Annotated in this window: 25 protein-coding genes and 1 tRNA gene; 15 read left to right on the forward strand and 11 right to left on the reverse strand. The window is 64.9% G+C overall.

The features are described from left to right. The first annotated feature begins 21 nt into the window (after positions 1-21). The 9 genes from C8J30_RS08905 to C8J30_RS08945 all read left to right on the forward strand — a co-directional run bounded on the left by C8J30_RS08905 (position 22) and on the right by C8J30_RS08945 (position 5,412). Entirely contained in the window at positions 22-612 is a 591-nt protein-coding gene (locus C8J30_RS08905) for a thymidine kinase (protein WP_110805496.1), read from the forward strand. 55 nt (positions 613-667) lie between these two features. Continuing rightward, on the forward strand, positions 668-1,111 hold the full coding sequence (gene trxC, locus C8J30_RS08910; RefSeq protein WP_110805497.1) for a thioredoxin TrxC: 444 nt from the start codon (positions 668-670) through the stop codon (positions 1,109-1,111). Between the two features lie 81 nt (positions 1,112-1,192). Continuing rightward, positions 1,193-1,268 (forward strand) — tRNA-Ala (locus C8J30_RS08915). Positions 1,269-1,722: 454 nt separating this feature from the next. After that, positions 1,723-2,388: a recombinase family protein gene (locus tag C8J30_RS08920; protein ID WP_110805567.1), complete on the forward strand. Its 666-nt coding sequence runs from the start codon at positions 1,723-1,725 to the stop codon at positions 2,386-2,388. A gap of 206 nt (positions 2,389-2,594) precedes the next feature. Then, a complete protein-coding gene (locus C8J30_RS08925; protein ID WP_110805498.1) occupies positions 2,595-2,969 on the forward strand; it encodes a hypothetical protein in 375 nt (124 codons plus the stop codon). A 335-nt stretch (positions 2,970-3,304) separates the two neighbouring features. Then, a complete protein-coding gene (locus C8J30_RS19235; protein ID WP_281269375.1) occupies positions 3,305-3,439 on the forward strand; it encodes a hypothetical protein in 135 nt (44 codons plus the stop codon). Between the two features lie 25 nt (positions 3,440-3,464). Then, positions 3,465-3,800, forward strand: a complete 336-nt coding sequence (locus tag C8J30_RS08935; RefSeq protein ID WP_110805500.1) for a hypothetical protein — start codon at positions 3,465-3,467, stop codon at positions 3,798-3,800. Between the two features lie 168 nt (positions 3,801-3,968). Beyond that, positions 3,969-4,331 carry a MarR family transcriptional regulator gene (locus C8J30_RS08940; protein ID WP_110805501.1) on the forward strand — a complete coding sequence of 121 codons (363 nt, stop codon included), beginning with the start codon at positions 3,969-3,971 and terminating at the stop codon, positions 4,329-4,331. 502 nt (positions 4,332-4,833) lie between these two features. Beyond that, positions 4,834-5,412: a hypothetical protein gene (locus C8J30_RS08945; RefSeq protein WP_110805502.1), complete on the forward strand. Its 579-nt coding sequence runs from the start codon at positions 4,834-4,836 to the stop codon at positions 5,410-5,412. 46 nt (positions 5,413-5,458) lie between these two features. Here the strand turns inward: C8J30_RS08945 and C8J30_RS08950 are convergent, their stop codons facing one another. Next, the gene (locus C8J30_RS08950; RefSeq protein ID WP_220033710.1) at positions 5,459-6,895 is read right to left on the reverse strand and encodes a tyrosine-type recombinase/integrase; all 1,437 of its coding nucleotides are present in this window, start codon (positions 6,893-6,895) and stop codon (positions 5,459-5,461) included. A 194-nt stretch (positions 6,896-7,089) separates the two neighbouring features. Further along, positions 7,090-9,141, reverse strand: coding sequence for a putative bifunctional diguanylate cyclase/phosphodiesterase (locus C8J30_RS08955; RefSeq protein WP_110805503.1), 2,052 nt, complete (start codon positions 9,139-9,141; stop codon positions 7,090-7,092). Positions 9,142-9,503: 362 nt separating this feature from the next. Here C8J30_RS08955 and C8J30_RS08960 point away from each other — a divergent pair, with 362 nt between their 5' ends. Then, positions 9,504-12,125, forward strand: a complete 2,622-nt coding sequence (locus tag C8J30_RS08960; protein WP_146227883.1) for a calcium-binding protein — start codon at positions 9,504-9,506, stop codon at positions 12,123-12,125. A gap of 51 nt (positions 12,126-12,176) precedes the next feature. Here the strand turns inward: C8J30_RS08960 and C8J30_RS08965 are convergent, their stop codons facing one another. The 6 genes from C8J30_RS08965 to C8J30_RS08990 form a co-directional block, all read right to left on the reverse strand. Then, complete coding sequence (locus C8J30_RS08965) at positions 12,177-13,157, reverse strand: ABC transporter substrate-binding protein (protein ID WP_110805569.1); 981 nt, start codon at positions 13,155-13,157, stop codon at positions 12,177-12,179. 46 nt (positions 13,158-13,203) lie between these two features. Then, positions 13,204-14,052, reverse strand: coding sequence for an ABC transporter permease (locus tag C8J30_RS08970; protein WP_110805505.1), 849 nt, complete (start codon positions 14,050-14,052; stop codon positions 13,204-13,206). Next, entirely contained in the window at positions 14,049-14,912 is an 864-nt protein-coding gene (locus tag C8J30_RS08975; RefSeq protein ID WP_110805506.1) for an ABC transporter permease, read from the reverse strand. The genes C8J30_RS08970 and C8J30_RS08975 overlap by 4 nt, the downstream gene beginning before the upstream one ends. Positions 14,913-14,954: 42 nt before the next feature. Next, the gene (locus C8J30_RS08980; protein WP_110805507.1) at positions 14,955-15,746 is read right to left on the reverse strand and encodes an ABC transporter ATP-binding protein; all 792 of its coding nucleotides are present in this window, start codon (positions 15,744-15,746) and stop codon (positions 14,955-14,957) included. 6 nt (positions 15,747-15,752) lie between these two features. Continuing rightward, entirely contained in the window at positions 15,753-17,204 is a 1,452-nt protein-coding gene (hydA, locus tag C8J30_RS08985) for a dihydropyrimidinase (protein WP_110805508.1), read from the reverse strand. A 78-nt stretch (positions 17,205-17,282) separates the two neighbouring features. After that, positions 17,283-18,533: a Zn-dependent hydrolase gene (locus C8J30_RS08990; RefSeq protein ID WP_110805509.1), complete on the reverse strand. Its 1,251-nt coding sequence runs from the start codon at positions 18,531-18,533 to the stop codon at positions 17,283-17,285. A gap of 304 nt (positions 18,534-18,837) precedes the next feature. On the opposite strand from C8J30_RS08990, the gene C8J30_RS08995 reads away from it, so the two are divergent. Beyond that, on the forward strand, positions 18,838-19,122 hold the full coding sequence (locus C8J30_RS08995) for a helix-turn-helix domain-containing protein (protein ID WP_245909739.1): 285 nt from the start codon (positions 18,838-18,840) through the stop codon (positions 19,120-19,122). A 281-nt stretch (positions 19,123-19,403) separates the two neighbouring features. Here C8J30_RS08995 and preA read toward each other — a convergent pair whose 3' ends face one another. Both preA and C8J30_RS09005 read right to left on the reverse strand, forming a co-directional pair. Beyond that, positions 19,404-20,705, reverse strand: coding sequence for an NAD-dependent dihydropyrimidine dehydrogenase subunit PreA (gene preA, locus C8J30_RS09000; RefSeq protein ID WP_110805510.1), 1,302 nt, complete (start codon positions 20,703-20,705; stop codon positions 19,404-19,406). A gap of 1 nt (position 20,706) precedes the next feature. Further along, on the reverse strand, positions 20,707-22,038 hold the full coding sequence (locus tag C8J30_RS09005; protein ID WP_110805511.1) for an NAD(P)-dependent oxidoreductase: 1,332 nt from the start codon (positions 22,036-22,038) through the stop codon (positions 20,707-20,709). Positions 22,039-22,854: 816 nt separating this feature from the next. Here C8J30_RS09005 and C8J30_RS09010 point away from each other — a divergent pair. The 4 genes from C8J30_RS09010 (at position 22,855) to C8J30_RS09025 (ending at position 25,452) form a co-directional block, all read left to right on the forward strand. Beyond that, entirely contained in the window at positions 22,855-23,004 is a 150-nt protein-coding gene (locus tag C8J30_RS09010; protein ID WP_013068239.1) for a light-harvesting protein, read from the forward strand. Between the two features lie 20 nt (positions 23,005-23,024). Beyond that, positions 23,025-23,207, forward strand: coding sequence for a light-harvesting protein (locus tag C8J30_RS09015; RefSeq protein WP_110805512.1), 183 nt, complete (start codon positions 23,025-23,027; stop codon positions 23,205-23,207). Between the two features lie 96 nt (positions 23,208-23,303). Continuing rightward, the gene (locus C8J30_RS09020; RefSeq protein WP_110805513.1) at positions 23,304-24,692 is read left to right on the forward strand and encodes a PucC family protein; all 1,389 of its coding nucleotides are present in this window, start codon (positions 23,304-23,306) and stop codon (positions 24,690-24,692) included. A 61-nt stretch (positions 24,693-24,753) separates the two neighbouring features. Next, positions 24,754-25,452, forward strand: a complete 699-nt coding sequence (locus C8J30_RS09025) for a hypothetical protein (RefSeq protein WP_110805514.1) — start codon at positions 24,754-24,756, stop codon at positions 25,450-25,452. A gap of 345 nt (positions 25,453-25,797) precedes the next feature. On the opposite strand, the gene C8J30_RS09030 is transcribed toward C8J30_RS09025, so the two are convergent. Then, complete coding sequence (locus tag C8J30_RS09030; protein WP_110805515.1) at positions 25,798-26,517, reverse strand: sulfate/molybdate ABC transporter ATP-binding protein; 720 nt, start codon at positions 26,515-26,517, stop codon at positions 25,798-25,800. Positions 26,518-26,520 lie beyond the last annotated feature (3 nt).

Raw genomic sequence — 26,520 nt, forward strand, 5'->3', positions numbered from 1 at the left:
CAGGCTGACGCAAAAGGCGCCATGGCCAAGCTTTACTTCCACTACTCGACGATGAACGCCGGCAAGAGCACCGCACTCTTGCAGGCTTCCTACAACTACATTGAACGCGGCATGCAGACCTTCCTGGTCACGGCGCGTCTGGATGACCGGGCGGGTCCCGGAAAGATCGGCAGTCGCATCGGCATCTCGGCAGAGGCCACCTGCTTCACACCCGAGACCGATATGTTCGATTTGTGCAAGACACGGCTCAAATCGGCGCCCTGTGCCTGTGTATTTATCGACGAATCACAATTCCTGACCGAGCCGCAGGTCTGGCAACTGGCCCGTGCCGTCGATGATCTGGGGCTTCCGGTGATGTGCTACGGGCTGCGCGTGGACTTTCGCGGCCAGCTTTTCCCGGGCTCGGCAGCGCTTTTGGCGCTGGCCGATGAAATGCGCGAGGTCCGCACCATCTGCCATTGCGGCAAGAAGGCGACGATGGTCGTGCGGATGGGGCACGATGGCCGGGCCTTGCACGACGGCGCTCAGGTGCAGATCGGCGGCAACGAAACCTATGTCTCGCTCTGCCGCCGTCACTGGCGCGAGGCGATGGGCGAGGGCCTGCAGTCTTGAAATCGGCGGCGGTCGCTCCAATATATTCCGCAAAGCGAATATATTGGAGGCCACGATGGCGGAAGCGCTGCGACTGACCTGTCTTGCCTGCGGGCAGGCGAACAAGGTGCCCGCGGACAAGCTGGCGGCAGGGCCGAAATGCGGCATCTGCGGCGCCGGTCTGATGACCGGCAAGGTGGCCGAAATCGATCCGGCGACGCTTGCCAAGGCGGAGCGCGATGACGTTCCCCTGCTGGTCGATTTCTGGGCGCCTTGGTGCGGTCCCTGTCGGCAGATGGCACCGCAGTTTCAATCTGCTGCGGCGACGCTGGCGGGTCAGGTGCGGCTTGCGAAGATCGACACGCAGGCCCATCCGGCGGCGGCGCAGCGCCACCGCATTCAGGGCATCCCTGCCTTCATCCTGTTTCGCAAGGGCCGCGAAGTGGCGCGCGCTGCGGGTGCAAGGCCCGCGAACGAACTTGTCGGCTTCGTGCGCGGCAAGCTCGGGGCGAGTGCCTGAGAAGATGAAAAATTTTGTGCGCCGCGGGGTTTGGGGCGCTTGACAATACCCGTGCCATGGGCGAAATACCCCCCACGGCGAGGGGCTGTAGCTCAGTTGGGAGAGCGCATCGTTCGCAATGATGAGGTCAGGGGTTCGATCCCCCTCAGCTCCACCAAGCCGTAAAACTTCCTGAAAATCGACGCGATATCAGAGGGTTACAGGAAATGTTCCTGGCCTCTCCGACCAAGTTCCGACCAATCATTCCGACCAAGTTTTGAGGCCCGACCGACTCAGGGCAAAGCCGCCCCATTTTGGCGGAAAAATCCGAAGCGTCACCTCGACCGGAAGGCTCAGGCGCGCATCCCCCCGTGCCGTCCGCGCCCTCCACATGCCGGGCCGCCAAAAGGGCACCCCCACCCCCCTTCCGATCCGTGCCAAGCCGAAGAGCTGGCACATCTTCGACGGCTGCCCCGTCACCTCCCTGCCCGCCGCAGAACACCCATCTGGGCGCTTCTACTGCATGGGTGCTAGCCGCTCCGCATCCGCAATTTTACATGCACAACGTTCGTTGACATTTGACATTCACTGCGCCACCCTGCCCCCGACAGATCAAACAGGGGGCCGCAGCCGTGCGCCAGTTCGTAACTTACCGCCGTGTCAGCACCGAAGAACAAGGCCGCTCCGGGCTAGGGCTTGAGGCCCAGAGCCGGGACATTGACCTTTACCTTGCCAACTATGCTGAGACGCCTTTCGAGGTGCTGGGCGAGTTCCTTGACGTGACCTCGGGGCGGGACAACGACAGGCCCGAGTTGAACAAGGCGCTGGACCTGTGCCGCCGCACCGGGGCCGAATTGCTTGTCGCCAAGCTGGACCGCCTGTCCCGCCGCGTGTCCCTCATCGCCGCGCTGATGGATGATCCCAAGGTCAAGCTGCGGGTGGCATCCATGCCGAACGCGGACAAGTTCCAGCTGCATATCTATGCCGCGCTGGCGGAACAGGAACGGGACTTCATCTCCCTGCGCACCAAGGCCGCGCTGGCCGAGGCAAAGGCCCGGGGTCAGAAGCTGGGCGGGCTCCGGGACGCCACCGGCAAGCGCAACGAGGCCATCCAGCGTGACGCCCGCAGCTTTGCCGAACGGGTGCGCCCGATAGTGCAGCCTATGCGCGCCTCCGGGGCCACCTTGGCGCAGATCGCAGAGGCCCTTGGCGGGGCTGGCATCGCGACACCTCGGGGCGGGGCTTGGACGGCAACGCAGGTCAAACGGGTGCTGGACCGGTTGGAAAGTGTTGCATAAACGCCACACTTCGTCTCGCTATCTGTTTGTTTTCTCGGTCACAGAACCTGCGGCGAAAGGAATCGATCTGTGACCGGCACAGCGATAACCCGTTGATCGGACTCACTTCGCATCAGATTGCATATCTGAGGCAAGAATAACCAAGCATTTACAATGCATTATGGCGCAACTATCGGGGCCTCAGAGACAAACTGAAAGGACACCGCATGGCACATGCCGCCAACGAAATCGGGCACCTGCGCGCCCGCCTCGACTCTCTCAACGAACAGCAGGGCGTTCTCAAAGAACAACTGGCAAAGGGGGAAGCGCAAGTCGCCGAACTGGATGCAGCGGAGGAAGAACTGACGAAACAGATCGAGGCGCTCCGGGCACAGGCCGCCGCAGTCCAGAGCCTGAAAGAACTGACAGATGCCATCGCCGCTGCCCGCACGGACGGCACGACCAGCGAAACCCAAGCCACCCGCAAACTGATTGACGCGCTCCGGGACGCGCGGGAACTGGTCGGGGATGACAACTGGATTGACGGCCTGATTGCTGCCTCCGAAGCGCACCTCCTGAAGCTGGAAGGGGCGCATCAATGACCGCCTTAGACCTCCTCATGTGGGCCTTCCGTGCCTTTGACGTCCTGTGGGTGCTGGCCGCCGCGTGGCTGGTCTGGAACACCCTCTAGGCGCCCCCAGGGACGACGCAGGGCCTTGCTTCGGTGGGGCCTGTTGCCTCTCACGGGGGACAGGCGCCCTCTCCCCTCCGAAGACCTCCAGCACATCGCCAACCGCAAGGAAACGCCGCCGTGACAGCCGCCATAACCCACGCCTTGGACCTGTTTGAACAGGCGAAGGACAACGGCATAAGCCCACACGCAGCCCCCCGGAAACACAACGCCCTAGCCGCGTGTATCCAAGCCTCTGGCCACTTAATGACCATCGCCGAGGAAGTTGCGGCGGGGCGGCTGGACGGGGACACCGCACGTCAGTTTCTGCGCATCGCCTCCGTCTCCCTACCGAAGGCCATGAAGGCCGTCGAAGCTCTCCAGAACGCCGCCAAGCACTGACCCAACCAACCGACAGGAACCCCCCATGAACACCCAGACCACCACCCTCAACACCCTCCTGTCCGCAGCTGGGGACCGCCTTGACCAGATCGCAGGGGAACACCGCCTCAGCCGCGAACAGATCGCCGCAATGAACACCGCCCGCCTTGCCGCTGACTTCCTCTATGACCTCGCCGAGGAGTTTGCGCGGGGTGAGGCGGCCGCCCCAATGCCCAGCAGCCCGGCAATGCCGCTTTCCGCCCGCATGGTCATGGCGAAGCTTGCAGAGCTGCAATTCGGCTGCGGCGTCCATATCGCCCCGAACGCGGCGCAAGGGCAGGACCGGGAATGGGCCAAGGGGCCGTTTGACGCCGCGGCCTGAAACATCCCTCCGGCAGAGAATAGGCCCCACGCAACGGCCCCGCTTAGGTGGGGCCTTTTGCCTTCGCTGGGGCGGTTGCCCAAGCCGCCCGAAGCTGCCTAAATCAGGCGACCCGGAAGCAAGGCACTGACGGGGCTAAGCAACAAAGAAATTTTGAGGGAACACCACATGGCCGCCGAAGACGACGTTAGGGCCAACATGCGCCGCCTCTTTCGCATCGTTGAGGAGATACGGGACCAATACCCCCGCATGGAACTTGGGCAGGTGGCTGTCCTTCTGTCCGTTCTCTCTGATCCGGGGATGCGTGCGACCGACCTGAGAAGCCGGGTGGGACTGCAGAAATCCGCGCTATCCCGCAACGTCCGGGCACTCTCGCAAACGTCATATCTACAGGACGAAGACGGGGGCCAGCGCCAAGGGCTGAACCTGATAGTCCAAGCGATTGACCCTTTCGACAGTAGGGCACACCTTCTCAACCCAACAAAGAAGGGCAAAGCACTGGCCAAGAAACTGTCCGACATGCTGGGATGACAAGAAGTCTATCGGGTCTAATCGGGGATTACCCCTTACTACAGGACCGGGCCTCCCATCCCCCCAAAAAACACAATGTTAAAACAGATGACAGCCACGCCAATAGGCGCGGCCTTTTGCGCTTTCACGGGGCCGAGGGCGGGACTTCGTCAGCACATTGAATTAGGACGCACTACAGGACAGGGCGGTTGGTCTGATTACCACTCACCACAGGACGGGTCAGCTCTGCCTGATTAGGTCGTACCACAGGAAGGGGCCTCCGGCTCAATTACCCCTCACTACAGGACAGGGGCTCCCCTAAACAATCTCTCTAACATGTAACGGATGCGCCAAGTCGGCGGCACCGCACCTCCTCCCCATCATCGCTGATCTTCCGCATGGCCTCCCCCGCATAACCTGCGGCGCTGTCTCCTTCCCAGCCCCGCAAGGTGCCTGTGGCGGGCGATGCAGGGGAAGTCATGCCGAGGATCACCCTAGCCCACGCCACACTGAAAGGAACCACATGAAATTTGACCTAACCTCCCAAGACGCCGCTCTCGAAGCCGCAACCGCCGCCATCCACGCCCGCATCCCCGACCTCGGGAACCTCACATGGGCCGATTATTGCGCCCGGAACGATCACGCAGCAGTCGCCCACCTTGACCCCGGCACAGCCTCCCAGATCCTGCGGAAGCGGGGAACGCGGCACCCGGTCCCGTTCTTCGAAGATGACGGCACGGTGTCCTTGCGCGTCCCTGTGCGCTTCCGTGGCCAGACCCTGACCGCGCTGGTCAACCTTGCCGACTGGATCACGTTGCAGGAGGGGGGCTATCGCGGCCTGTGGTGCGTGAACGCCAGCGGTGCGGGGCAACCGACCGTCAAAGCATGGCGTCCGATGGCCCGTGGCGGCACCGCGAACATGCAGCCGATTGCCCGCGTGATTCTGAAAGGGGACGAGAAGTCCCGCGCCAAGTTCCTAAACGGCAACAGCTTCGACCTTCGCCGCAAGAACCTGCAACGCATCGACTGCGCCCAAGGTCGCCACCTCACCAACTCCCGTGCGCTGGCCCGTGACGGCATCGACCAGATCCCCAAGGGCTGACACCGCCCGCGCCCGCCAAGGCTCTCAGGGGGCCTCTCCGGGCCTCCTAGACTCCCTGCCCTGCATCCCCTGCCGGAAGCTGCACCGCCTCCACACAGGCCCGCAACTGGGCCGGGGAAGCGCCCTTTGTGTAAACCCCAAAGGTCAGATCCTTCTTGTCCGGGACATGCCCGATCACGTCCGCGATGGTCTCTCGGGCTATCCCGGCATGGCGGGCCTGAGTTGTGAACCAGCGCCGGGCGGAGTGGAAGTTCACAAGGCTGCGGCGCTTGCCATCGCGCTTGTCTTCGACCCCCAGCGCCTCCCGGAACCTGCGGAAGCGTTTGCCGAAGGTGTCAGCCGGGCGGGTGTCGTGCGCCAGTTCGTGAAAGAGCCACGCAGTCGGGGCCTTGTCCTTCCTCCGCCTCTCGATGATCCCCAGAAGGTCAGGATGCACGGGCACGGGGCGGGCCGCCGCCTCGGTCTTGCCCTGTTGAATGTCGAAGACCAGCCCAGCGCCTTCCGGCCCCTCCCGGACCTCCTCGACCCACAGCGTCAACACCTCGGCCAGCCGCATCCCCGACAGCAGCGAGACACGCAGCACATCGCGGATCAATTCGTCATTCCCCGGAAGGCGGCTAGGCGGAGCCGGGGCGAACAAGAGCGCCTTGACCTCCTCCTCCGTGAAGGGCCGTTCTTCTTCGCTCCGACTGCCCCGCTCGACACGCTTTCCCCGGCGCGGCGTGACCTGACCGGACCACGGCCAGCCTTCATCCCGGCGGACCCCCTGAGGCAGATCGACGTGACCCCGCGCGGCCAGCCACGACCAATAGCCCCGAAGCGCCGAGAAGTGCTTCTTCTGCGTTGCCGGGTGCTTTTCTTCCAGAACCTCGGTCACATATCTGCCAGCCTCTCGCCGCCCGATCCGGTCTAGGGTCAGGGCCGGGCGCTGCGCCTCCGCCCACTTCACGAAACACCCGAGGTTTGACCGCCGTTCGGTGAGGGTCTTCGGGGCATAGTCGGCGCGGGAAAGGAATGTCTCGACAAGCGCACGGGGAAGTTCACGCCCATGCAGAGCGTCAAGGAACGCCTCTTGCTCCTCCTCACTGCCAAGCGCCTCCAAGGTGCTTTCCGCTGACAACTCGGCGGCCTCCAAGGGCGACAGGCCCACATCCTCCGGCCCATCAGGCCCCAGATGCTCGACAGCGGCGATGGCCTCACGATGCAAGCGCCCCAGCTCCCGGGCCGTCATGGTTTCGGCCTCTACCGCTTTCCCTTCCCGGATATGCGCGAACAGGACCGAGGTTTCCGCCTCCAGCTCATCGCGCAGCCGCCGCGCCTCGCGCTTGTCGGAGGTCCGCAGGTTGACCAGATAGGTTGCCCGCTGCTGGCCCGTTCGGGGGTCTTTCAGGGCCGCGCGACAGGCCGCCGGAATGTCCCGTTTGAACCACCAAGTCAGGCCACGCAGATCAAGCAGCCTGTCCGCATTTTTCCGCTTTGCCATCGCAGTTCCGACCAATGTCTCCGACCAATTTTAGGCCGCCCAAGCCCTTATATTGAAAGGAATAACTGGAAACAAGCGTTTTGGGTTCGATCCCCCTCAGCTCCACCAAGCCGTTTCCAGACAATGGGTAAAATGACAAAGCCGCGCGGCTCATAGCGCTGTCGGCTGCTTTCTTTCGCCAACTTCCGATCTTGTCAGAGTTTCGCGCCCGGCGGCGGCAAGGCCTCGAACGGTTGTGCGGGTCCGAAGCGGAAGCCCTGCCCCTCCAGACAGCCAAGCCCGCGCAGATAGACCGCGGCCTTGTCGGTTTCGACACCCTCGGCCACGGTTTCGAGCCCGAGCACCGCCGCCAGATCGAGAATCGCGCGCAAAATCGCGCCGTTGCGATGATCGCCCGAGAGGCCGAGCACGAAGGACTTGTCGAGCTTGATCCGGTCGATCGGCAGATCCCGCAAATGCGACAGCGACGCAAAGCCCGTGCCGAAATCATCCAATGCGATCCGCATCCCCTGCGCCCGCAAGCGCTTGAACCCCTGCGCGAGCACGTCGGCGCGTTGCCCCAGCAACACGGTCTCGACCACCTCGAGTTCGAGCAGTTGCGGGGAAAGCCCGCGCGCAGAGATCAGCGCCAGAATCTGCTCGGCGAAATCCATGCCCCGGAGCGAGGCCTCGGAGAAATTGACCCCCACCCGGACCAGCCGCGGCGCGTCCCGCTTCAGATCGGCCAGCACCGCGTCGAGCACATTGCCATCGACCAGCCGGGCGCAATCGACATCTTCGAGCGCCGCCCCCCAAAGCTCGGGGGTGGAGATCGTCCCTTCAGGGGTGAGGATCCGCGCCAGCGCCTCGTAGCCGACGATGCGGTGGCTATCGAGCCGCACCTTGGGCTGATACCAGGCGCGAATCCGGCCGTCGCGCGCGGCTTCCTGCACGAAGGCGACCGCCGTGCGGCGGGCGTCGAAACGCGCACGCAGCGGGCCGCGCAGGAAGGCCGCAGAGCCGGGCCGGACCGATTTCACCTCCGACAGGGCCTGACGGGCACAGCGCAAAAGCCCTTCGGCATCGGTGGCATCGGCGGGAAAGGTCGCGAGCCCGATGCAGGCCGTCAGCCTTGTCGCCGCAATCTCGAAAGGTTGCGCCATCGCGGCCTGGGCCTCGCGGGTCAGGCGTTCGGCCGCGGCATCGGCATCGGCCGCGGGCAGAAGCAGGGCGAATTCGTCACCGCCGAGCCGCGCCGCCACACCGGCCGCCCCCACCAGCCCCGCAAGGCGCACCGCAACATCCCGCAACAACTCGTCCGCAGCATCGGCGCCGAGCATGTCGTTCACCGCGTTGAAATCATCAAGGTCGAGCAGAACCAGCGCAAAGGGCCCACCTTCCAGCGCGGTCTGCAGGCGGCGATGGAACAGGCGGCGATTGGCAAGCCCGGTCAATTCGTCGATGTTGGCGGCCTGCCAGAGCCGCTGCTGATCCTCATGGAACTGGGTGACATCGTTCAGCACCCCGGCAATGCGCACCATCTGCCCGCCCAGCCACTCGCCCTCGGCCTGCAGCTGCACCCGGCGCAGCTCACCCGTGGGCGTCGCCAGAACGGCCTCCTGCGCGAGCGGCTCCTGCGTGCGGGCGAGCCGCGCCAGATCGGCCCGGATCGCCGTGCGCACCTTGGCCGAGACGAAGCGTTCGAGCATCTGATCCAGCGTCAGCCCCACCGCGGGCACCAGGCCGAGCATCTCGAACACCCGATCCGAGGCCTCGATCTCGCCGGTTTCGGGATCGAGCGCAAAGGCCCCGACCCCGGCCATGCGTTCGATCTGCGCCAGCCAGCGCGCACGCAGCTGTGCGATGACGCCCGAGCGCGCCTGTTCCTGATCGCGCAGATACTGCCGCCCGGCGTCGACCAGGACAAAGCCGATATGCCCCCCCTCCCCCGAGATCTGCGCGCTGAGAAGACAATGCCGCAGCCCCCCGGCGCCATCGGGCAGGGGCAGCGTCACCTCGTCGATATGGCCTTGCAGGCGCAGCTGCGGCCACAGATGCGTCTTCCAGTAGACCTGTCCGGGCGGGGCCAGAAGCTGCACGAAACTGCACTCGCCGATCACCGCCGCGGCGGGTTGGGACAGCCAGCGCAGAAGCGTGGCATTGACCGCCAGAATCGTCCCCTCGGCATCGGTGAGCACCAGCCCGCAGGGCAGAAGATCTGCCTCGGGTCCGAAACCGCTGGCCAGAAAGGCGGGAAAATCCATCATCGCCCGACCACCCGACCGCAAGACAGGCCCATCCGCCCCCCCTCGCGCAGGATGCGCGGGGCGTCGCACGGACCGACAGCTTGCGGTTTCGTCACGCGAAAATCCTCCCGAGGCGGGACCGATCCCGGTCTCGCGCCTCCTGATTACACCCGAGTTGCCACCAAATCCTTGATGCGCCCCCGAATTTCACATCTCCATGCATATTTTTCGCGCCGCAGCGGCCCCGATCCGTCAGGGTTAAAGAATCCTTGCCGGAACCCGAACACAGGCGCAGAATTTACAACCAAAGCGTGTCGAACTCCAGTCACATCAGGTCGGATTTCACGCAGGACGCGCAGAGGGTCGGAGTGCGGGAGGACGCGGTGACGCGGGACGTCGATCTCTCGGCCCTGACGTCGGATCAGGGCTTCATCCTGCACGACAATGTGGCAGGCGCGGGCTTCGGTAACTGCGTCGCCTCGGCGGGGGACCTCAACGGCGACGGGCGTGACGACCTGATGATCGGCGCGCCGGGCGAGAACACGGTCTGGGTGGTCTTCGGCCAGAGCGCGCCTGTTCCGAGCGCTCTCGATCTGGATCGGTTGACCGCGGATCAGGGCTTCAGCATCGTCGGTGCGGCGGATGGCAGTTGCCTTGGCGCGAGCCTTGCCGCGGCGGGCGACGTGAATGGCGACGGCTTCGACGACATCCTGATCGGGGCGCCGCGCAGCGACTCGGGCGCGGAGGACAGTGGTGCCGTCTGGGTGGTTTTCGGCGGCGCACAGATCGGGGCGGACGGTCCCCTTGATCTGTCGACGTCCGGCGCCGCCGCGGCCCTGCAGATCAGCGGCCGCGCCGAGGCCGATCTGGCGGGCGCCAGCGTCGCGGCAGCCGGGGATGTCGATGGCGACGGTCTCGATGATCTGCTGATCGGCGTGCCCCGTGCCGATGGCCGCGGCAGCGATGCGGGGGCGGTCTGGCTGATCCGCGGTGCCAGCGATCTGTCGCAGCTCGGCACGCTGGCGCTGGCCAGCCTGCCGCCCGCGTGCGGCGCGGCCATCACCGGGCTTTCGGCCTCCGATCTGCTCGGCCTCTCCGTGACAGGCGTCGGCGATCTGAACCACGACGGGTTCGACGATCTCCTCTTGGGCGCCCCCGGCCGCGATGGCGCGGGCGAGGATGCCGGGGCGGCCTGGGTGATCTTCGGCAGCGATGATCCGGAGCGCGACCCGATCGATCTGGCGCATCTCGACCCGACGACCGGTTTCGCGCTGACAGGCCCGTCCGAGGGGGCAGCGGCGGGTTGGTCGGTGGCGGGGCTCGGTGACATCAATGGCGACGGGATTGACGATCTCGCGCTTGGCGCGCCCGAGGCGCAGGGCACTGCGGCCTGGAGCGGCGCGGTCTGGGTGATCTACGGCCGCGACACCGCGCAGGGGGCCCTGCCCTTCGACACGATCGATCTGACCACGCTCGCCCCCGAGGCGGGGTTTGCACTTCTGGGTGCTGCGCCGAATGCGGATCTGGGTTGGGCCGTCGGGTCGGCGGGCGATGTGAACGGCGACGGCATCGGCGATATCGTGATCGGCGCTCCGGGGCTTGGCCCGGACTCCGAAAGCCGGAGCGGCGGCGCCTATGTGATCTTCGGGCGCAATGTGGCGGCGGGGGCGGACCCGTTCGGGACGCTCGATCTCGGCGCTCTGGCCGCGCTGGACGGGCTGGAGCTGACGGGCTGTGGCGCGGGGGCGTCGCTGGGGGTTTCGGTCGCCGCGGCGGGCGATCTGAACGGCGACGGCTTGGACGATCTGATCCTTGGCGCGCCGGGCCTTGCCAGCGATCCGACAGCACAAGGGGCGGCGGTGGTGATCTATGGCGGCAGCTTTGCCAGCCGGCTCTCGGGCAGCCTTGGCAATGACACGCTGTCGGGCAGCACGGGCGGCGATGCGCTGCTTGGATTTTCCGGCAATGATGCGCTTTTCGGCCGGGCGGGCGCGGACGAAATTCAGGGCGCGGCGGGCGATGACACGCTGGATGGCGGCGCGGGGATCGACAGCCTGCGCGGCGGCGCGGGCGATGACACCTATCTCGTCAGCGACAGTGCCGAGATCGTCTGCGAATTCTGCACGCCCGACAGTCGCGACGATGCCGGAGGCCTCGACACGGTGCTGGCGCGCGTCTCCTATGATCTGACCTTCTGCCCCGGGGCCTGTTTCGTCGAGAACCTGACCCTGATCGGGGCGGCGCCGATCTCGGGCACCGGAAATGCGCTGGCCAACCAGTTGATCGGCAATGCGAATGACAACGCGCTGCGGGGTCTTTCCGGCAACGACACGCTGACGGGCCGCGACGGCGCGGACCGGCTCGAGGGCGGTGCCGGGGCCGATCTGCTCGACGGCGGCGCGGGGGCGGATACGATGCTCGGCGGCCGCGGCAACGACACCTATGTCGTCGAGCGCACGACCGACCGGGTGATCGAGACCGCGTCAGGCGGCACCGATCTGGTGCGGGCCAGTGTCAGCGTCGATCTCGACGCCACGGCAGGCGCGCACTTCGTGGAAAACCTGACCCTGACCGGCAGCGGCAACACCGCGGGCAGCGGCAATGCGCTCGCGAACCAGATCACCGGGACTGCGGGGAACAACCGGCTTTCGGGCGGGCTTGGCCTTGATCAACTGCGCGGCGGTGCGGGGGCGGACAGTTTCGTTTTCGACACCGCCCCTGCCCCCGACAATGTCGACCGCATTCTTGATTTCACCCCGGAAGACGACACGATCCGGCTGGATCATGCGATTTTCACCGCGCTCGATCCGGGGCGGCTCTCGGCACGCGCCTTCGTCGTCAACACGACCGGGCTGGCCGCGGATGCCGACGACCGGCTGATCTATGAAAGCGATAGCGGGAGACTGTTTTACGACGCCAATGGCGCTGCGGCGGGCGCGCGGGTGCTGGTGGCGCGACTCGCGGCCGATCTCGATCTGACAGCGGCCGATTTCATCATCTTCTGACAGGAAAAGGGCGCCCGCAGGCGCCCTTCCCCGATGCCGATCCGATCGCGCTTATTTCAGCGCTTCGTTGGTGATGTCGAGCGTATAGGCGCCCTCGGGGGCCTTGGTGATCACCGGATCCGAGCCACCCCCCATCAGCGTCGCCACCGTGCGGTCGTAATCGGCCACATCCAGCGCGCCGTTCGAGCCAGCGGTCAGCTTCGCCACTTCGCCCATCATGCGCTTTTGATGAACCTCGGTCTGCGCCCCGGTCTCGTCGTTTTCCAGAACGATCATCGCGGCTTCATCCGGGTTCGCCTCGGCGTATTTCCAGCCCTTCATCGCGGCGCGGACGAACTTCACCATCGTCGCCTTGAAGGCCGGATCGGCGAGCTTGTCCTCCATCACGTAAAGACCGTCTTCGAGCGTCGCGACGCCCTCGTCTTCATATTTGAAGGTCACCAGATCCTCGGGCTTGATGCCCGCATCGATCACCTGCCAGTATTCGTTGTAGGTCATCGTCGAGATGCAGGCGGCCTGCTTTTGCAAGAGCGGATCGACGTTGAAGCCCTGCTTCAGCACTTCGACACCATCGGCGCCGCCCGTCGTCGGGATGCCCAGTTTCGACATCCAGTTCAGGAACGGATATTCGTTGCCGAAGAACCAGACGCCCAGCGTCTTGCCCTTGAAATCGGCGGTGGTCGAAACGCCCGATTCCTTCAGGCAGGTCAGCATCATGCCCGAATGCTTGAAGGGCTGCGCGATGTTGACAAGCTTGAGCCCCTTTTCGCGCGCGGCCAGCGCCGGCGGCATCCAGTCGACGATGACATCGGCGCCGCCCCCCGCGATCACCTGCTCGGGGGCGATGTCCGGGCCGCCCGGCAGGATGGTGACGTCAAGGCCCTCGTCCTTGAAATAGCCCTTCTCGGCGGCGACGTAATAGCCCGCGAATTGCGCCTGCGTCACCCATTTCAGCTGCAGCTTGACTTCCTCGGCCGACACGCCGCCCGCCATCAGGGCAAGGGCCGCCGCCCCGAGCATCATCTTCTTCATCATCGTCTCTCCTGTTGGTCCCGGACTTTGTGCCCGGTTGGTGAATTCATCTTCCCCGCTGTGACGGGTGCCAGAAGGTCGCCGCCTTTTCGATCATCGTGATCAGGCCAAAGAGACCCGATCCCGCCAGCGCCGCCACCGTGATCTCGGCCCAGACGAGCGCGAGATCGAGCTGGCCGACCGAGGTCGAGATGCGGAACCCCATCCCTCGCGTCGGCGAGCCGAAGAACTCTGCCACGATCGCGCCAATCAGCGCCAGCGTGGTGGCGATCTTGAGGCCGTTGAAGAGGAACGGCAAGGCCGCAGGCAGGCGGAGCTTGATCAGGGTCTGGCTGTAGCTGGCCGAATAGGTCGCCATCAGATCGCGGCTGAGCGCATCGGTGGCGGCAAGCCCCGCAACCATGTTCACCAGCACCGGGAAGAAGACCATCACCACGACGACCGCCGCCTTCGACTGCCAGTCGAACCCGAACCACATCACCAGAATCGGTGCGATGCCGACGATGGGCAGGGCGGCGACGAAGTTGCCGACGGGCAGCAGGCCGCGTTGCAGGAAGGGCGAGCGATCCACCGCAATCGCCGTCGCCACCGCCGCGCCGCAACCGATCAGATAGCCCGCGAGCGCCCCTTTCAGGATCGTCTGTGCGAAATCCTGCCACAAAAGCGGGATGTTGGCGAAGATCGCCGCCGCAATGTCGGACGGCGCAGGCAGGATGACCGGGCTGACATTCAGCCCCCGGACCAGCCCCTGCCAGAGCACGATCAGCGTCACGCCGAAGAGCATGGCGACGAAACTGCGCACCGGGCGGCTGTTCGGAAACCGCTCGGCCAGATGGAAGTTCAGCGCCATGGCGCAGGCCCAGAACAGCAGGGCTCCGTAACCGACCGCGCTCATTTCGCCATCCCCATGCGCTTGAGAACCACGCGCTCGATCACGCCGACGATCAGCACCAGCACGGCCGCCAGAATCGCGGCGGCAAAGAGCGCCGACCAGATCTGGATCGTCTGCCCGTAGTAGCTGCCCGACAGAAGCCGCGCGCCAAGCCCCTGCGAGGCCCCGGCGGGCAGTTCGGCGACGATCGTGCCGACCAGCGCCGCCGCGACGCCGACCTTCAGCGAGGCGAAAAGATAGGGCATCGAGGACGGCAGGCGCAGCTTCCAGAACGCCTGCGACCCGCTCGCATTATAGGTGCGCAACAGATCGAGCTGCATCCCGTCAGGCGCGCGCAGCCCCTTCACCATGCCCACCAGCACCGGGAAGAAGCTCAGATAGGCCGCGATGATTGCCTTTGGAATCAACCCCTTGATGCCCAAGGATGCCAGCACGACGATGACCATGGGCGCAATCGCCAGAATCGGGATCGTCTGGCTGGCGATCGCCCAGGGCATCACGCTCATGTCCATGGCGCGGCTGTGCACGATGCCGACGGCCAGCACGATCCCCGCCAGCGTGCCCAGCGCAAACCCCGCCATCGTCGCCGAGAAGGTGATCCAGGAATGCAGCACGAGGCTTTTCTTCGAGGTGATCTTCTGCCCCGCAAACCCGTCCCAGAGGCCCTTGGCCACCTGATGCGGCGCGGGCAGCACCGGACGCTCCTGCGTCATCGTATCGGCCAGCACCTGCGAAAAAGTCACCGTGACCCCGGCGCGGGCGGCCTGGTCATAGGTCCATTGCTTGTTCAGCATCACCGCCGCGCCATACCACAGCGCGACGATGGCCGTCAGAACCGTCAGGATCGGAAGGATCGATCTCATGCCCGCCCCCCTGCTACCCCGCGCGAACCGCGCCTTTGCCGCTCAGTCATAGGCATGCCCCGCGCGCAGGCCCTCGCGGACGCGATGGGCGATCTTCAGGAATTCCTCGCTGTCGCGGATATCGAGCGGGCGTTCCTTCGGCAGCGTGCTTTCGATCACATCGGTGATCCGGCCCGGACGGGGCGACATCACGACGATCTTGGTTGAAAGGTAAACCGCTTCCGGAATCGAGTGTGTGACGAAGCCGATGGTCTTGCCCGTCCGTGCCCAGAGCTTCAAAAGCTCCTCGTTCAGACGGTCGCGGACAATTTCATCCAGCGCTCCGAAGGGTTCGTCCATCAGCAGAATATCCGCATCGAAAGCCAACGCCCGCGCGATCGAGGCGCGCTGCTGCATCCCCCCCGAAAGCTGCCAGGGGAACTTCTTCGCGAAGCCCTCGAGATCAACCAGCGAGAGCACTTTTCGAACACGCTCCTCCTGTTCGGCCTTGGAATAGCCCATGATTTCGAGCGGAAGTTTCACATTTCCCGCAATCGTGCGCCACGGGTAAAGCCCGGCAGCCTGAAAGACATAGCCGTAGGACCGCGCTTTGCGCGCCTCGTCGGGCGGGATCGAATTGACCTTCAGCGTGCCGCTGGTCGGGTGTTCCAGCGCCGCGATACAGCGCAGGAAGGTGGTCTTGCCGCAGCCCGAGGGGCCGATGAAGCTGACGAAATCGCCCCGCTCGATCGACAGGTTCACGTCTTTCAGCGCCTGAACCGGGCCATCGTTCGTCTCGAAGACCAGGTTCAGGTCCTTGGCAAAAATCACGGGGGCTTTCACGTCGTCCTTCATCCTTGCTCACACGCCACTGGCCGGGATACCGGCGCGCACCACGGGACGCGGCGCGGTCAAGTCCTTCCAGGTGCTCAGCGCCTTGCTGACCGACCCGTTCGGCTCGCGCGCCACGAATTGCCCGTGGCCCTCGCGGCTTTGCACCTTTCCTTCGGCAACCGCAACCATCCCGCGGCTGAGCGTGTAGCGCGGCAGGCCCTTCACCTCCTTGCCCTCGAAGACGTTGTAATCAATCGCAGATTGCTGAGAGTTGGCGGAAATCGTCTTGCGTGTTTCCGGGTCCCAGACCACCAGATCGGCATCCGCCCCCACCAGCACCGCGCCCTTCTTCGGATACATGCCCATGATCTTGGCGATATTGGTTGAGGTCACGGCAACGAATTCGTTCATCGTGATCCGCCCGGTATTCACCCCGGCCGACCACAGCATCGGCAGCCGGTCCTCAAGCCCCCCGGTCCCGTTCGGGATCTTGGTGAAATTGCCGACGCCAAAGCGCTTTTGCTCGGTGGTGAAGGCGCAATGGTCGGTGGCGACACACGACAGCGTCCCGGCCGCCAACCCGGCCCAAAGGCTGTCCTGATGGTGCTTGGCCCGGAACGGGGGCGACATCACGCGCCGCGCCGCATGGTCCCAGTCGGGGTGGAAATATTCGGTCTCGTCCAGCGTCAGATGCTGGATCAACGGCTCGCCCCAGACCCGCTTGCCCTGCATCCGCGCCCGGCGAATGGCTTCATGCGCCTCCTCGCAGGAGGTATGCACGACATAAAGCGGCACGCCCGCCATGTCGGCGATCATGATCGCGCGGTTCGTCGCCTCGCCCTCGACCTGAGAGGGCCGCGAATAGGCATGCGCCTCGGGGCCGGTGTTGCCCTCGGCCAGAAGCCGCGCCGACATTTCGGCAACGATGTCGCCATTCTCGGCATGCACCATCGGGATCGCGCCGATCTCGGCGCAGCGGCGGAAGCTGGCGAACAATTCATCATCGTTCACCATCAAACTGCCCTTGTAGGCGAGGAAATGCTTGAACGAGGTGATGCCGCGGTCCACCACCTTCGGCATTTCCTCGAACACCTGCTCGCCCCACCAGGTCACGGCCATGTGGAAGGAATAGTCGCAATGCGCGCGGGTGGATTTGTTGTCCCACATCTTCAGCGCATCCATCAGCCCCTGCCCGGGCGCGGGCAGCGCGAAGTCGATCACCATCGTCGTCCCGCCCGCCAGCGCCGCGCGGGTGCCGCTGTCGAAATCATCGCTCGAATAGGTGCCCATGAAGGGCATCTCGAGATGCGTATGCGGGTCGATCCCCCCCGGCATCACATAGCAGCCGGTGGCGTCGAGCACCGTATCGCCCACCAGCCCCTGCCCGATCGCGATGATCTGCCCGCCCTCGATCGCCACATCGGCCTTGTAGGTCAGATCAGCGGTGACGATGGTTCCGTTCTTGATGACTGTGGTCATGTGCACTCCCTGCAAGCGCGTGCTTTTATCTTGCCCTAAATATCTCGGGGGTCCGGGGGCAGCGCCCCCGGCGCGCGATCATTCAACGACTTCGGCGGTCTCCAGAACCGCATGCAGAAGCACATCCGCCCCCGCCGCCGCCCATTCGGGCGAGATTTCCTCGGCCTCGTTATGCGACAACCCGTCGACACAGGGGCACATCACCATCGTCGTCGGCGCCACTTTCGCCGTCCAGCAGGCATCGTGCCCCGCGCCCGAGATGATGTTGCGGTGCGGATAACCGAGCTTCTCGGCCGCAGCCCGCACCCGGCCCACCAACTCCGGCGTGAAGGTGACGGGGTCGAAATGGCCCACGGCGTCGACCGCGCAGCCGACCTTCAGATCTTCACAGATCGCCGCGGCGCGTTTCTCGATTTCCGCGCGCATCCCGTCGAGCTTCGCCTGATCGGGCGAGCGGATGTCGACGGTGAAAATCACCGTGCCGGGCAATACGTTGCGCGAGTTGGGCGAGAATTTCACCTGCCCCACCCCGCCCACGGCATCGGGCTGGGCGGCCATCGCGACCTCTTGCACCATCTCCATGATCCGCGCCATCGCAAGACCCGCATTGACGCGCATCCCCATCGGCGTCGAGCCGGTATGCGCCTCCTTGCCGGTCAGGGTGAATTCGAGCCACCACAGCCCCTGGCAATGCGTCACCACACCGATGGTCTTGGCCTCGGCCTCCAGAATCGGCCCCTGCTCGATGTGGAGCTCGAAATAGGCGTGCATCTGGCGCGCGCCGACCTCTTCGTCACCAATCCAGCCGATCCGCGCCAGTTCCTCACCGAAGCTCTTGCCGTCGAGATCCTTGCGCGCATAGGCGTAATCCAGCGAATGGATGCCCGCAAAGACGCCCGAGGCGAGCATGGCGGGCGCAAACCGCGCCCCTTCCTCGTTCGTCCAGTTCGTCACCACGATCGGGTGTTTCGTCTTCAGACCGCGGTCGTTCATCGTGCGGATGACTTCAAGCCCGCCCAGAACCCCCAGAACACCATCGTATTTCCCGCCCGTCGGCTGGGTGTCGAGATGCGAGCCGATATAGACCGGCAGCGCCTCGGGGTCGGTGCCCTCGCGACGCATGAACATGTTGCCCATCTTGTCGAGGCCCATGGTCAGCCCGGCGGCATCGCACCAGCTCTTGAACAGCGCACGGCCCTCGGCATCGGCATCGGTCACGGTCTGACGGTTGTTGCCCCCCGCCACGCCCGGCCCGATCTGGGCCATCTGCATCAGGCTGTCCCAAAGGCGCGCGGAATCGATACGGAGGTTTTCTCCGGGTGCTGGCATCTGGCTGTCTCCCTGTCGGCTGTGGGGCTTTGCCCTCTTGCGACTCATTTTCTGACCGATTGGTCAGAGGAAAGAGGCCACGCTTCCCCGCCCCGGTCAATGGGGAATGGGGGGCTATTGCAGCCCTTGGCGCCAAGGACACAGGCCATTGCCCGAATTTTGGGCGCGCAAACCGGCGGCTTGATCGGCGCAACCGATGCGGTTAGCGTCATGGCACCCGAGAAGGCGCCGAAGGCCCCCGGGCACCGGTTGACAGGGAAAATCCCGCGACCGGAACGGCAGAGCAGTCAAGGACGAGGCAGGCATGGAAGAGATGGAGAGCGACCTCTGGGAGGCGCTCGAACGCAGCGCAGCCTTTTTCGAGGGGGGCGCGGCCTTCGAGCCGATCCGGCAGGACCGCATCAACCCCGTGGATTTGCGGCGCAAGATGGGTCTGACGCAGGCGCAGATGGCGCCGATGATGGGCATGAGCCTGTCGGGCTATCGCAAATGGGAACAGGGCCAGCGCACGATCAGCGGCCCGGCCGCGGTGCTGCTGCGGGTGATCGAAACGGCCCCCGAGGCGGTCAAACAGGCGCTGGCGTCGTAAGATAAAGTCCCCCGCAAGGGTCGGGCGGAGAAGGAAAAGCACCGCTTTTCCCCGCCCGTTGGCGCAACCGCGGTTGCGGGACCGCCTCCACAAGCATGAACAGAGGGCAGCGCTCCGCCCCGGCGGGCGAGAAGCGCCCGCCTGTGGCGCGGGGCGGGCGCTGCCCGAGTGCCTTTGGGCCCTCGGGGGTCATGGGGCTGATGTGGCCCGTGTGACCTCGGCAATGGCCTCGGTCATGGCAAAGGCGAGGCTTCCCGGTCCATGCCGGAAAGCCCGAAGCCTCACTTCCCGCTGGTGCTCGCCATCGGGTTGTTCGGATGCCCGGTCCAGTTCAGATAGTCGCTGACCGGCTTGCCGGTGCGCTGATCCAACTCGCCTTCGGACAGCTCGCGCATGGTGATGCAGTTCGTCGGGCAGACCTCGACACAGAGGTTGCAGGCGACGCATTCCTCTTCCTTCACCGTCACCGTGCGATCGGCCGCCATCGCGATCGCCTGATGCGAGGTGTCCTCGCAGACGATGTGGCAGCGGCCGCATTTGATGCAATCGTCCTGATTGATCGAGGCCTTGGTGGTGTAGTTGAGGTTCAGATACTGCCAGTCGGTCACCTTCGGCACGGCCCGGCCGACAATCTCGCGCGTCTCGGTCAGGCCCTTGCGGTCCATGTAGTCCGACAGCCCCGAGATCATCTCTTCGACGATCTTGAAGCCATAGGTCATCACCGCGGTGCAGACCTGCACGTTCGAGGCGCCCAAGGCCATGAACTCGGCCGCATCGCGCCAGGTGGTGACGCCACCGATGCCCGAAATCGGCAAGCCCCGCGTGGCCGGGTTGCGGGCGATCTCGGCCACCATGTTCAGCGCGATCGGCTTCACCGCAGGGCCGCAATAGCCGCCATGGGTGCCAAAGCCGTCAATCGTCGGCTGCGGCGCGAACAGGTCCAGATCGACCGAGGTGATCGAGTTGATGGTGTTGATCAAGCTGACCGCATCCGCCCCGCCGCGTTTGGCGGCTTCCGCCGGTTTGCGGATGTCCGAGATATTGGGCGTCAGCTTGACGATGCAGGGCATGCGCGAATGTTGCTTCACCCAGCGCGTCACCATTTCCACATATTCAGGCACCTGCCCCACCGCCGCGCCCATGCCGCGCTCGGCCATGCCATGCGGGCAACCGAAGTTCAGCTCGACCCCGTCGGCCTCGGTTTCCTCGACGCGGGCAAGGATCGATTTCCAGCTGTCCTCATCGCAGGGCACCATCAGGCTGACAACGAGCGCGCGGTCCGGGCAATCGCGCTTGACCGATTTGATCTCGCGCAGGTTCACCTCCAAGGGCCGGTCGGTGATCAACTCGATGTTGTTGAGCCCCAGAAGCGTGCCATCCGGCCCGTGAATCGCGCCGTAGCGCGGCCCCGAGACGTTGACGACCGGCGGGCCATCGAGCCCGAGCGTCTTCCAGACGACGCCGCCCCAGCCCGCCTCGAAGGCGCGGCGCACGTTCACTTCCTTGTCGGTCGGCGGCGCCGAGGCGAGCCAGAACGGGTTCGGGGATTTGATGCCGAGGAATGTCGAAGTCAGGTCCGCCATCTCAGGCCCCCATCAGAAAAGCGTGGATGTCTTCGGCCGCGTCACGGCCCTGCGCGACGGCATTCACCGTCAGGTCTTCGCCGCCGGTGGCGCAATCGCCGCCCGCCCAGACATGCGAAAGCCCGGTGCGCCCCTGCGCGTCGATCTCGATCTTGCCGCCGGTGATCGTGAGACCCTCGGGCACCGGCCCCAGCGTCTGCCCGATGGCGGTGAAGATCTGATCGGCCTTGATGCGCAAGGTGTCGTCGAGCTGCACCAGCTTGCCGTCGCGCGTTTCGGTTCGGGCGAACTCGACCTCGTAGCCCTGCTCGTCCTTGCGGATCGCCACAGGCGCGGCATTCGGCACGATCCGCACGCCATGCGTCTGCGCATGGTCCTGTTCATGCGCAGAGGCGGGCATCTCGGCCTGCGAGCGGCGATAGACGATGCTCGCGGTTTCCGCGCCCAGCAGTTTCGCCTGCACCGCCGCATCGACGGCCGTCATGCCGCCGCCGATCACCACGACGCGCCGCCCGACCGGAACCGTCGCCAGATCCTCGGCCTGACGCAGATGCGCGATGAAGTCTGTCGCAGGCGTCGCAAATTCCGCGCCGGGGATCGTCAGCGCATTCACGCCCGCCAGCCCCATGCCGAGGAAGACCGCGTCATGTTCCTTGAGCAGATCCGCGACCGAGCCGTTGCGGCCGAGCTTCCAGTTCTCCAGCACCGCAATGCCGCCGATCTGCAGCAGCCACGCCACTTCCTTCGCCGCAAAGCCGCCCGGCGCCTTGTAGGCGGCGATGCCATATTCATTCAGCCCGCCGGGCTTCAGCCGCGCATCATAGACGGTGACCTCGTGACCGAGCATCGCCAGCCGATGCGCGCAGGCCAGACCCGCAGGCCCCGCCCCCACCACCGCCACAGACTTCTCTGTGCGCGGCGCGCGCGCGAAAGGATGCACGCCCGAGGCTTGCAGCGTGTCGGTGGCATAGCGCTGCAACGCGCCGATCTCGACCGGCTTGCCCTCGGCGGCCTCGCGCACGCAGGCGCCCTCGCACAGGGTTTCGGTCGGACAGACCCGGGCACACATGCCGCCCATGATATTCTGCGACAGGATCGTCTTCGCCGCGGCTTCCGGCGTTCCGGTCAGGATCTGCCGGATGAAGAGCGGCACATCGATGTCGGACGGGCAGGCCGTGGTGCACGGCGCCTCGGCACAGAAGTAGCAGCGCGCCGCGGCCACCTGTGCCTGATGCGCCGTCAGCGGCGGGGCGACATCGGCAAAGGCCTCGCAATAATCTGCAGGCGGTAGACGCCCGGGATGCACCCCGGGCCGGAACTGGCTTGTGGTCACGAAAGACCTCCCTGGCTTTTGTTATTGTCCTTGAGGCTGCCACGATCCGAATTTTTATCAATAGGTAAAATACGCGATCCGCACGACGGACGCATTCTGGCCGGGCATCTGCCCAACGAATGGGCGCGACATGGCGCGGATCGGGGTGGAGATTCGGCGAGACGGCGCAAATCGGCCTTGGAGACCGAAGATTCGGCGCAGATTCGGCCAAGGATTCGGGCTGGAATGCTGCAAACTGCGTCAAACAGGCGAGGTGGGAAGCCGCCCGAACGGTTTCAAGACCTCACGGCCGATAAATTCGGCGCGACATTTCGACCTAAAGATTTCGGTTGCCTGCGACAGGCCGTCCAACCCCGGACCCGGGCCGGATAGCTGCAATCTGCGACAGCCTAACGCAGTTTAATGTACATCTGATTTGACACTTTGGGTCAGACCCCCTCTCCGGGACCTCCGCATCCTGCCTCTCGCAAGACCGCCGCGATGCGGAAACACCCTTTGCAAATTGACCCTTGCGCCCTGTCGCACCCCCTTGCCGCAGGGTCTGACGAGGCCCTCGACTCTGCCCCGGAATCAGAAAAATATGCGTCTGGAACACCTGTTTTTCTTGAGCTTTTGCGCCGGGCGGGGTGGCCGAATTTGCCGCAGTGTCAGCCCGACTTTACACTTGATTGCCGACACTTGGGCTCCCATAGTGCATCTCACGAGGTCGGATCACAGACGGTCCGGCAGCGGGGGGGCGCTGAAACGGAGCTCGAACTTAACCGAGAGAGTTCCATCAACGTTCCCAATGATCCCAGTTTTGGAGGATTCGGGACAATGACTGACGATAAAGCTGGGCCGAGCGGCCTGTCGCTGAAAGAAGCTGAAGAAATCCACAGCTACCTGATCGATGGCACCCGTGTGTTCGGGGCGATGGCGCTTGTTGCGCACATCCTCTCGGCCATCGCCACGCCGTGGCTCGGGTAATCGGGTAGAGGAGAGATACAATGAACAACGCCAAAATCTGGACCGTCGTCAAACCCTCGACCGGTATCCCGCTGATCCTCGGCGCCGTTGCCGTGACCGCCCTCGTGCTGCATGCTGGCCTGATGGCCAACACCACCTGGTTCTCGGCCTACTGGAATGGCAACCCGATGGCGACCGTCGTCGCTGTTGCGCCGGCTCAGTAATCTGCTGACCTTTGGGCCCACCGGCACCCGTCGGTGGGCCCATTCCCTCCGGGGCTGAGCCCCTCGCACTTTCTCTCTCCGACGGGCGGCTGGACTATGGGCTACCGTGCTTTTGCTCTGAAGAACCTGGCGCGGCACGCTCCGAAGTACCTGCCATTCGCCGATGTGGCCAGTGAAGAGGTTCCGCTCTCGCGGTTGCTGCGACTGTCGCTCTTTCAGATCACCGTCGGGATGACCATGACCCTGCTCGCGGGCACCCTCAACCGGGTGATGATCGTCGAGCTCGCGGTTCCGGCCTCCCTCGTCTCCGTGATGCTGGCGATGCCGATGCTGTTCGCACCCTTCCGCACGCTGATCGGCTTCAAATCCGACACCCACAAGTCGGCTCTGGGGCTGCGTCGCGCACCCTGGATCTGGAAGGGGACGATTTATCAATTCGGCGGTTTCGCCATCATGCCTTTCGCGCTTCTGGTGCTGTCCGGGTTCGGGGAATCCGTCGATGCGCCGCGCTGGATCGGGATGAGTGCGGCCGCGCTTGCCTTCCTCCTCGTGGGGGCCGGTGTCCACATCGTCCAGACCGCGGGTCTGGCCCTTGCCACCGACCTCGTCGAGGAGGAAGACCAACCGAAGGTTGTCGGCCTCATGTATGTGATGCTGCTCTTCGGCATGGTTGTCAGTGCGCTCACCTATGGGGCGCTTCTGGCGGACTACACCCCGGGGCGCCTGATTCAGGTGATCCAGGGCACTGCGTTGATGAGTGTCGTGTTGAACATGGCGGCGATGTGGAAGCAGGAAGCTGTCAGCCGGGAACGCGCCCGGCAGATGGAGGAGGCGCAGAACCCGAGCTTCAAGGAAGCCATGAGCCTCCTTCTGGCCCGACCGGGGATGCTGTCCTTGCTGACTGTCATCGCGCTGGGAACCTTCGGCTTCGGTATGGCCGATGTGTTGCTCGAACCCTACGGAGGTCAGGCGCTGCACCTGACCGTCGGAGAGACGACGAAACTGACCGCGCTCTTTGCGTTCGGGACGCTTATCGGCTTCGGTATGGCGTCTCGTGTGCTGGGGAACGGGGCAAGGCCGATGCCTCTGGCGATGCTTGGTGCATTGATCGGGGTGCCGGGGTTTGCTGCCATCATTCTGTCTTCGTTGATCAGCCAGGGCGGTATCTGGTTGTTCCTCGCGGGCACCTTTGCCATCGGTCTTGGCATCGGCCTGTTCGGCCACGCCACGCTGACGGCGACCATGCGCACTGCGCCTGCCGATCGGATCGGGCTGGCGCTGGGGGCCTGGGGTGCGGTGCAGGCGACAGCCGCCGGTGTTGGCGTCGCGCTTGCAGGGGTGGTTCGGGACGGCTTGGTTGCCTTGCCGGGGGCCTTCGGGGCCGGTGTGGCAGGGCCTTATAATACGGTGTTCGCTCTTGAAGCCGTGCTCTTGATCGTGGCCATCGCCTTTGCCGTTCCGCTGGCAAGGCGCGGCAAACGTTGAGGACTGGAGCGGGCGAACCCGAGACGTGACTGAAGAATGCCCTTGAACCCGAGGAGGATGCATGACGACGGTGATCACACGGCTTTATGCCGATGAAAACACGGCTTGCGACATCGCAAGACAACTGAAAAGTGAAGGTATTCCGAAACGCGCTCTGAAGGTCGTCGTCGCCGACGGCAAGAAGGGTGCTGCCTTGGCCGAAGCCCTCAAGTCCGCCGGCGTGCATCCCAGCGCGGCTGCGGGCTATGCCGAACGTGTCGCCGGCGGCGCTGCCGCGCTCGTGGCGAAAGTCAACTACAAGCCGCTCGGCGCGGCGAAACTCGTGCGCGCCATCACTGCTCGCGCAGCGGTGGTCGCGGTCGAGAACGCAACCGAAGAGTTCACCTGTGAGGACGCATCTGAAATGACTGACAACATCATGAAAGACCACCGGCACATCTTCCTGCCGCAACCCGTCAAGGCCGACGAAAAACCCGGCGCCTTCTCGGAACGGTTTGGCTGGAAACTTCTGCTCGACACCCCGCGCAAGAAGAACGTCTACGAAGGCACGAAGTTCATGTCGCAAGACTTCTGGCCGACCCCGCTGGTGAAAACCACCGAGCCGAAGGTCAAACTGCTGCCGGCCGACGCCCCGCCGCAATCGGCGAAGTTCTGGAAGGCTCCGCTCCTGAAGGACACCCCGCGTCAATCGAACGTGATCCCGGGCGACTTCCTGCCCTTCTCGAACACCTTCGGTCTCGCGACCATTCAGCGTCGCTGATCACTGACAAGGGGCGGCATTGACCGCCCCTGCACTCCTCGGGTTGCGCCCGTCTGATCGCCCTTCCCCGGAAGGTCCGATCAGGCGGGCGCCTTTTATTTCGGCCCCCCTGCCCTGCTGCGTTGTCCTCGGGCGGACAAGAAAACGCATCGCGTTTTCCCGCCCGTCGCGGGCCGGTCGACACAGGACCGCATCCATCAAGAACAACAGAGGACAGCGCCCGTCCCGGCGGGCGAGAAGCGCCCGCCATGGGCGGGGCGGGCGCTGGCCGAGTGCCTGAAGCACTCGGCGGTCATCGGGCATCTGATGCGCTCGGCCTCGGCGATGGCCTCGGCCAAACGCCCCTCAGGCGGTGATGAAATCGCGCACGAAGTTTGACGCCGGGCGCGCGCGGATATCCTGCGGGCGACCGATCTGCTCGATCCGGCCCATCGACATCACCACGACCAGATCGGCCAGTTCCATCGCCTCTTCCTGATCATGGGTCACGAAGACCGTCGTCAGCCCGGTCGCGTCGTGGATATCCCGCAGCCCCTGCCGCAACTCCTTGCGCACCTTGGCATCAAGCGCGCCGAAGGGCTCGTCAAGCAGCAGCATCCGCGGCTCGATCGCCAGCGCGCGGGCCAGCGCCACGCGCTGACGCTGGCCGCCTGACAGCTGGCTCGGGTAGCGCGCGCCGATCTCGGGCAGCTGGATCAGCTCCAGCAGCCGCTCGACGCGGCGGGCAATCTCCAGCTTCGGTGGACGCTCGGCCCGCGGCCGCGCCTTCAGCCCATAGGCGATGTTTTCAAACACCGTCATGTGCCGGAACAAAGCATAGCTTTGGAACACGAACCCGGCGCGGCGCTCCTGCACGGTCAGGTTCGTGGCGTCCTGCCCTTCGAACAGCACCCGCCCCGAGCTGGGGAATTCAAGCCCGCCCAGAATCCGCAAGAGTGTCGTCTTGCCGGAGCCCGAGGGACCAAGCAGCGCCACCAGCGCCCCCGAGGGGATGGCGAGCGACACCGGATGCAGCGCCGCCGTCGTGCCGAAGAGTTTCGAGATCTCTTGAATGTCGATATCCATCTT

The organism is Rhodobacter viridis (genome assembly GCF_003217355.1).
GTDB lineage: Bacteria > Pseudomonadota > Alphaproteobacteria > Rhodobacterales > Rhodobacteraceae > Rhodobacter > Rhodobacter viridis.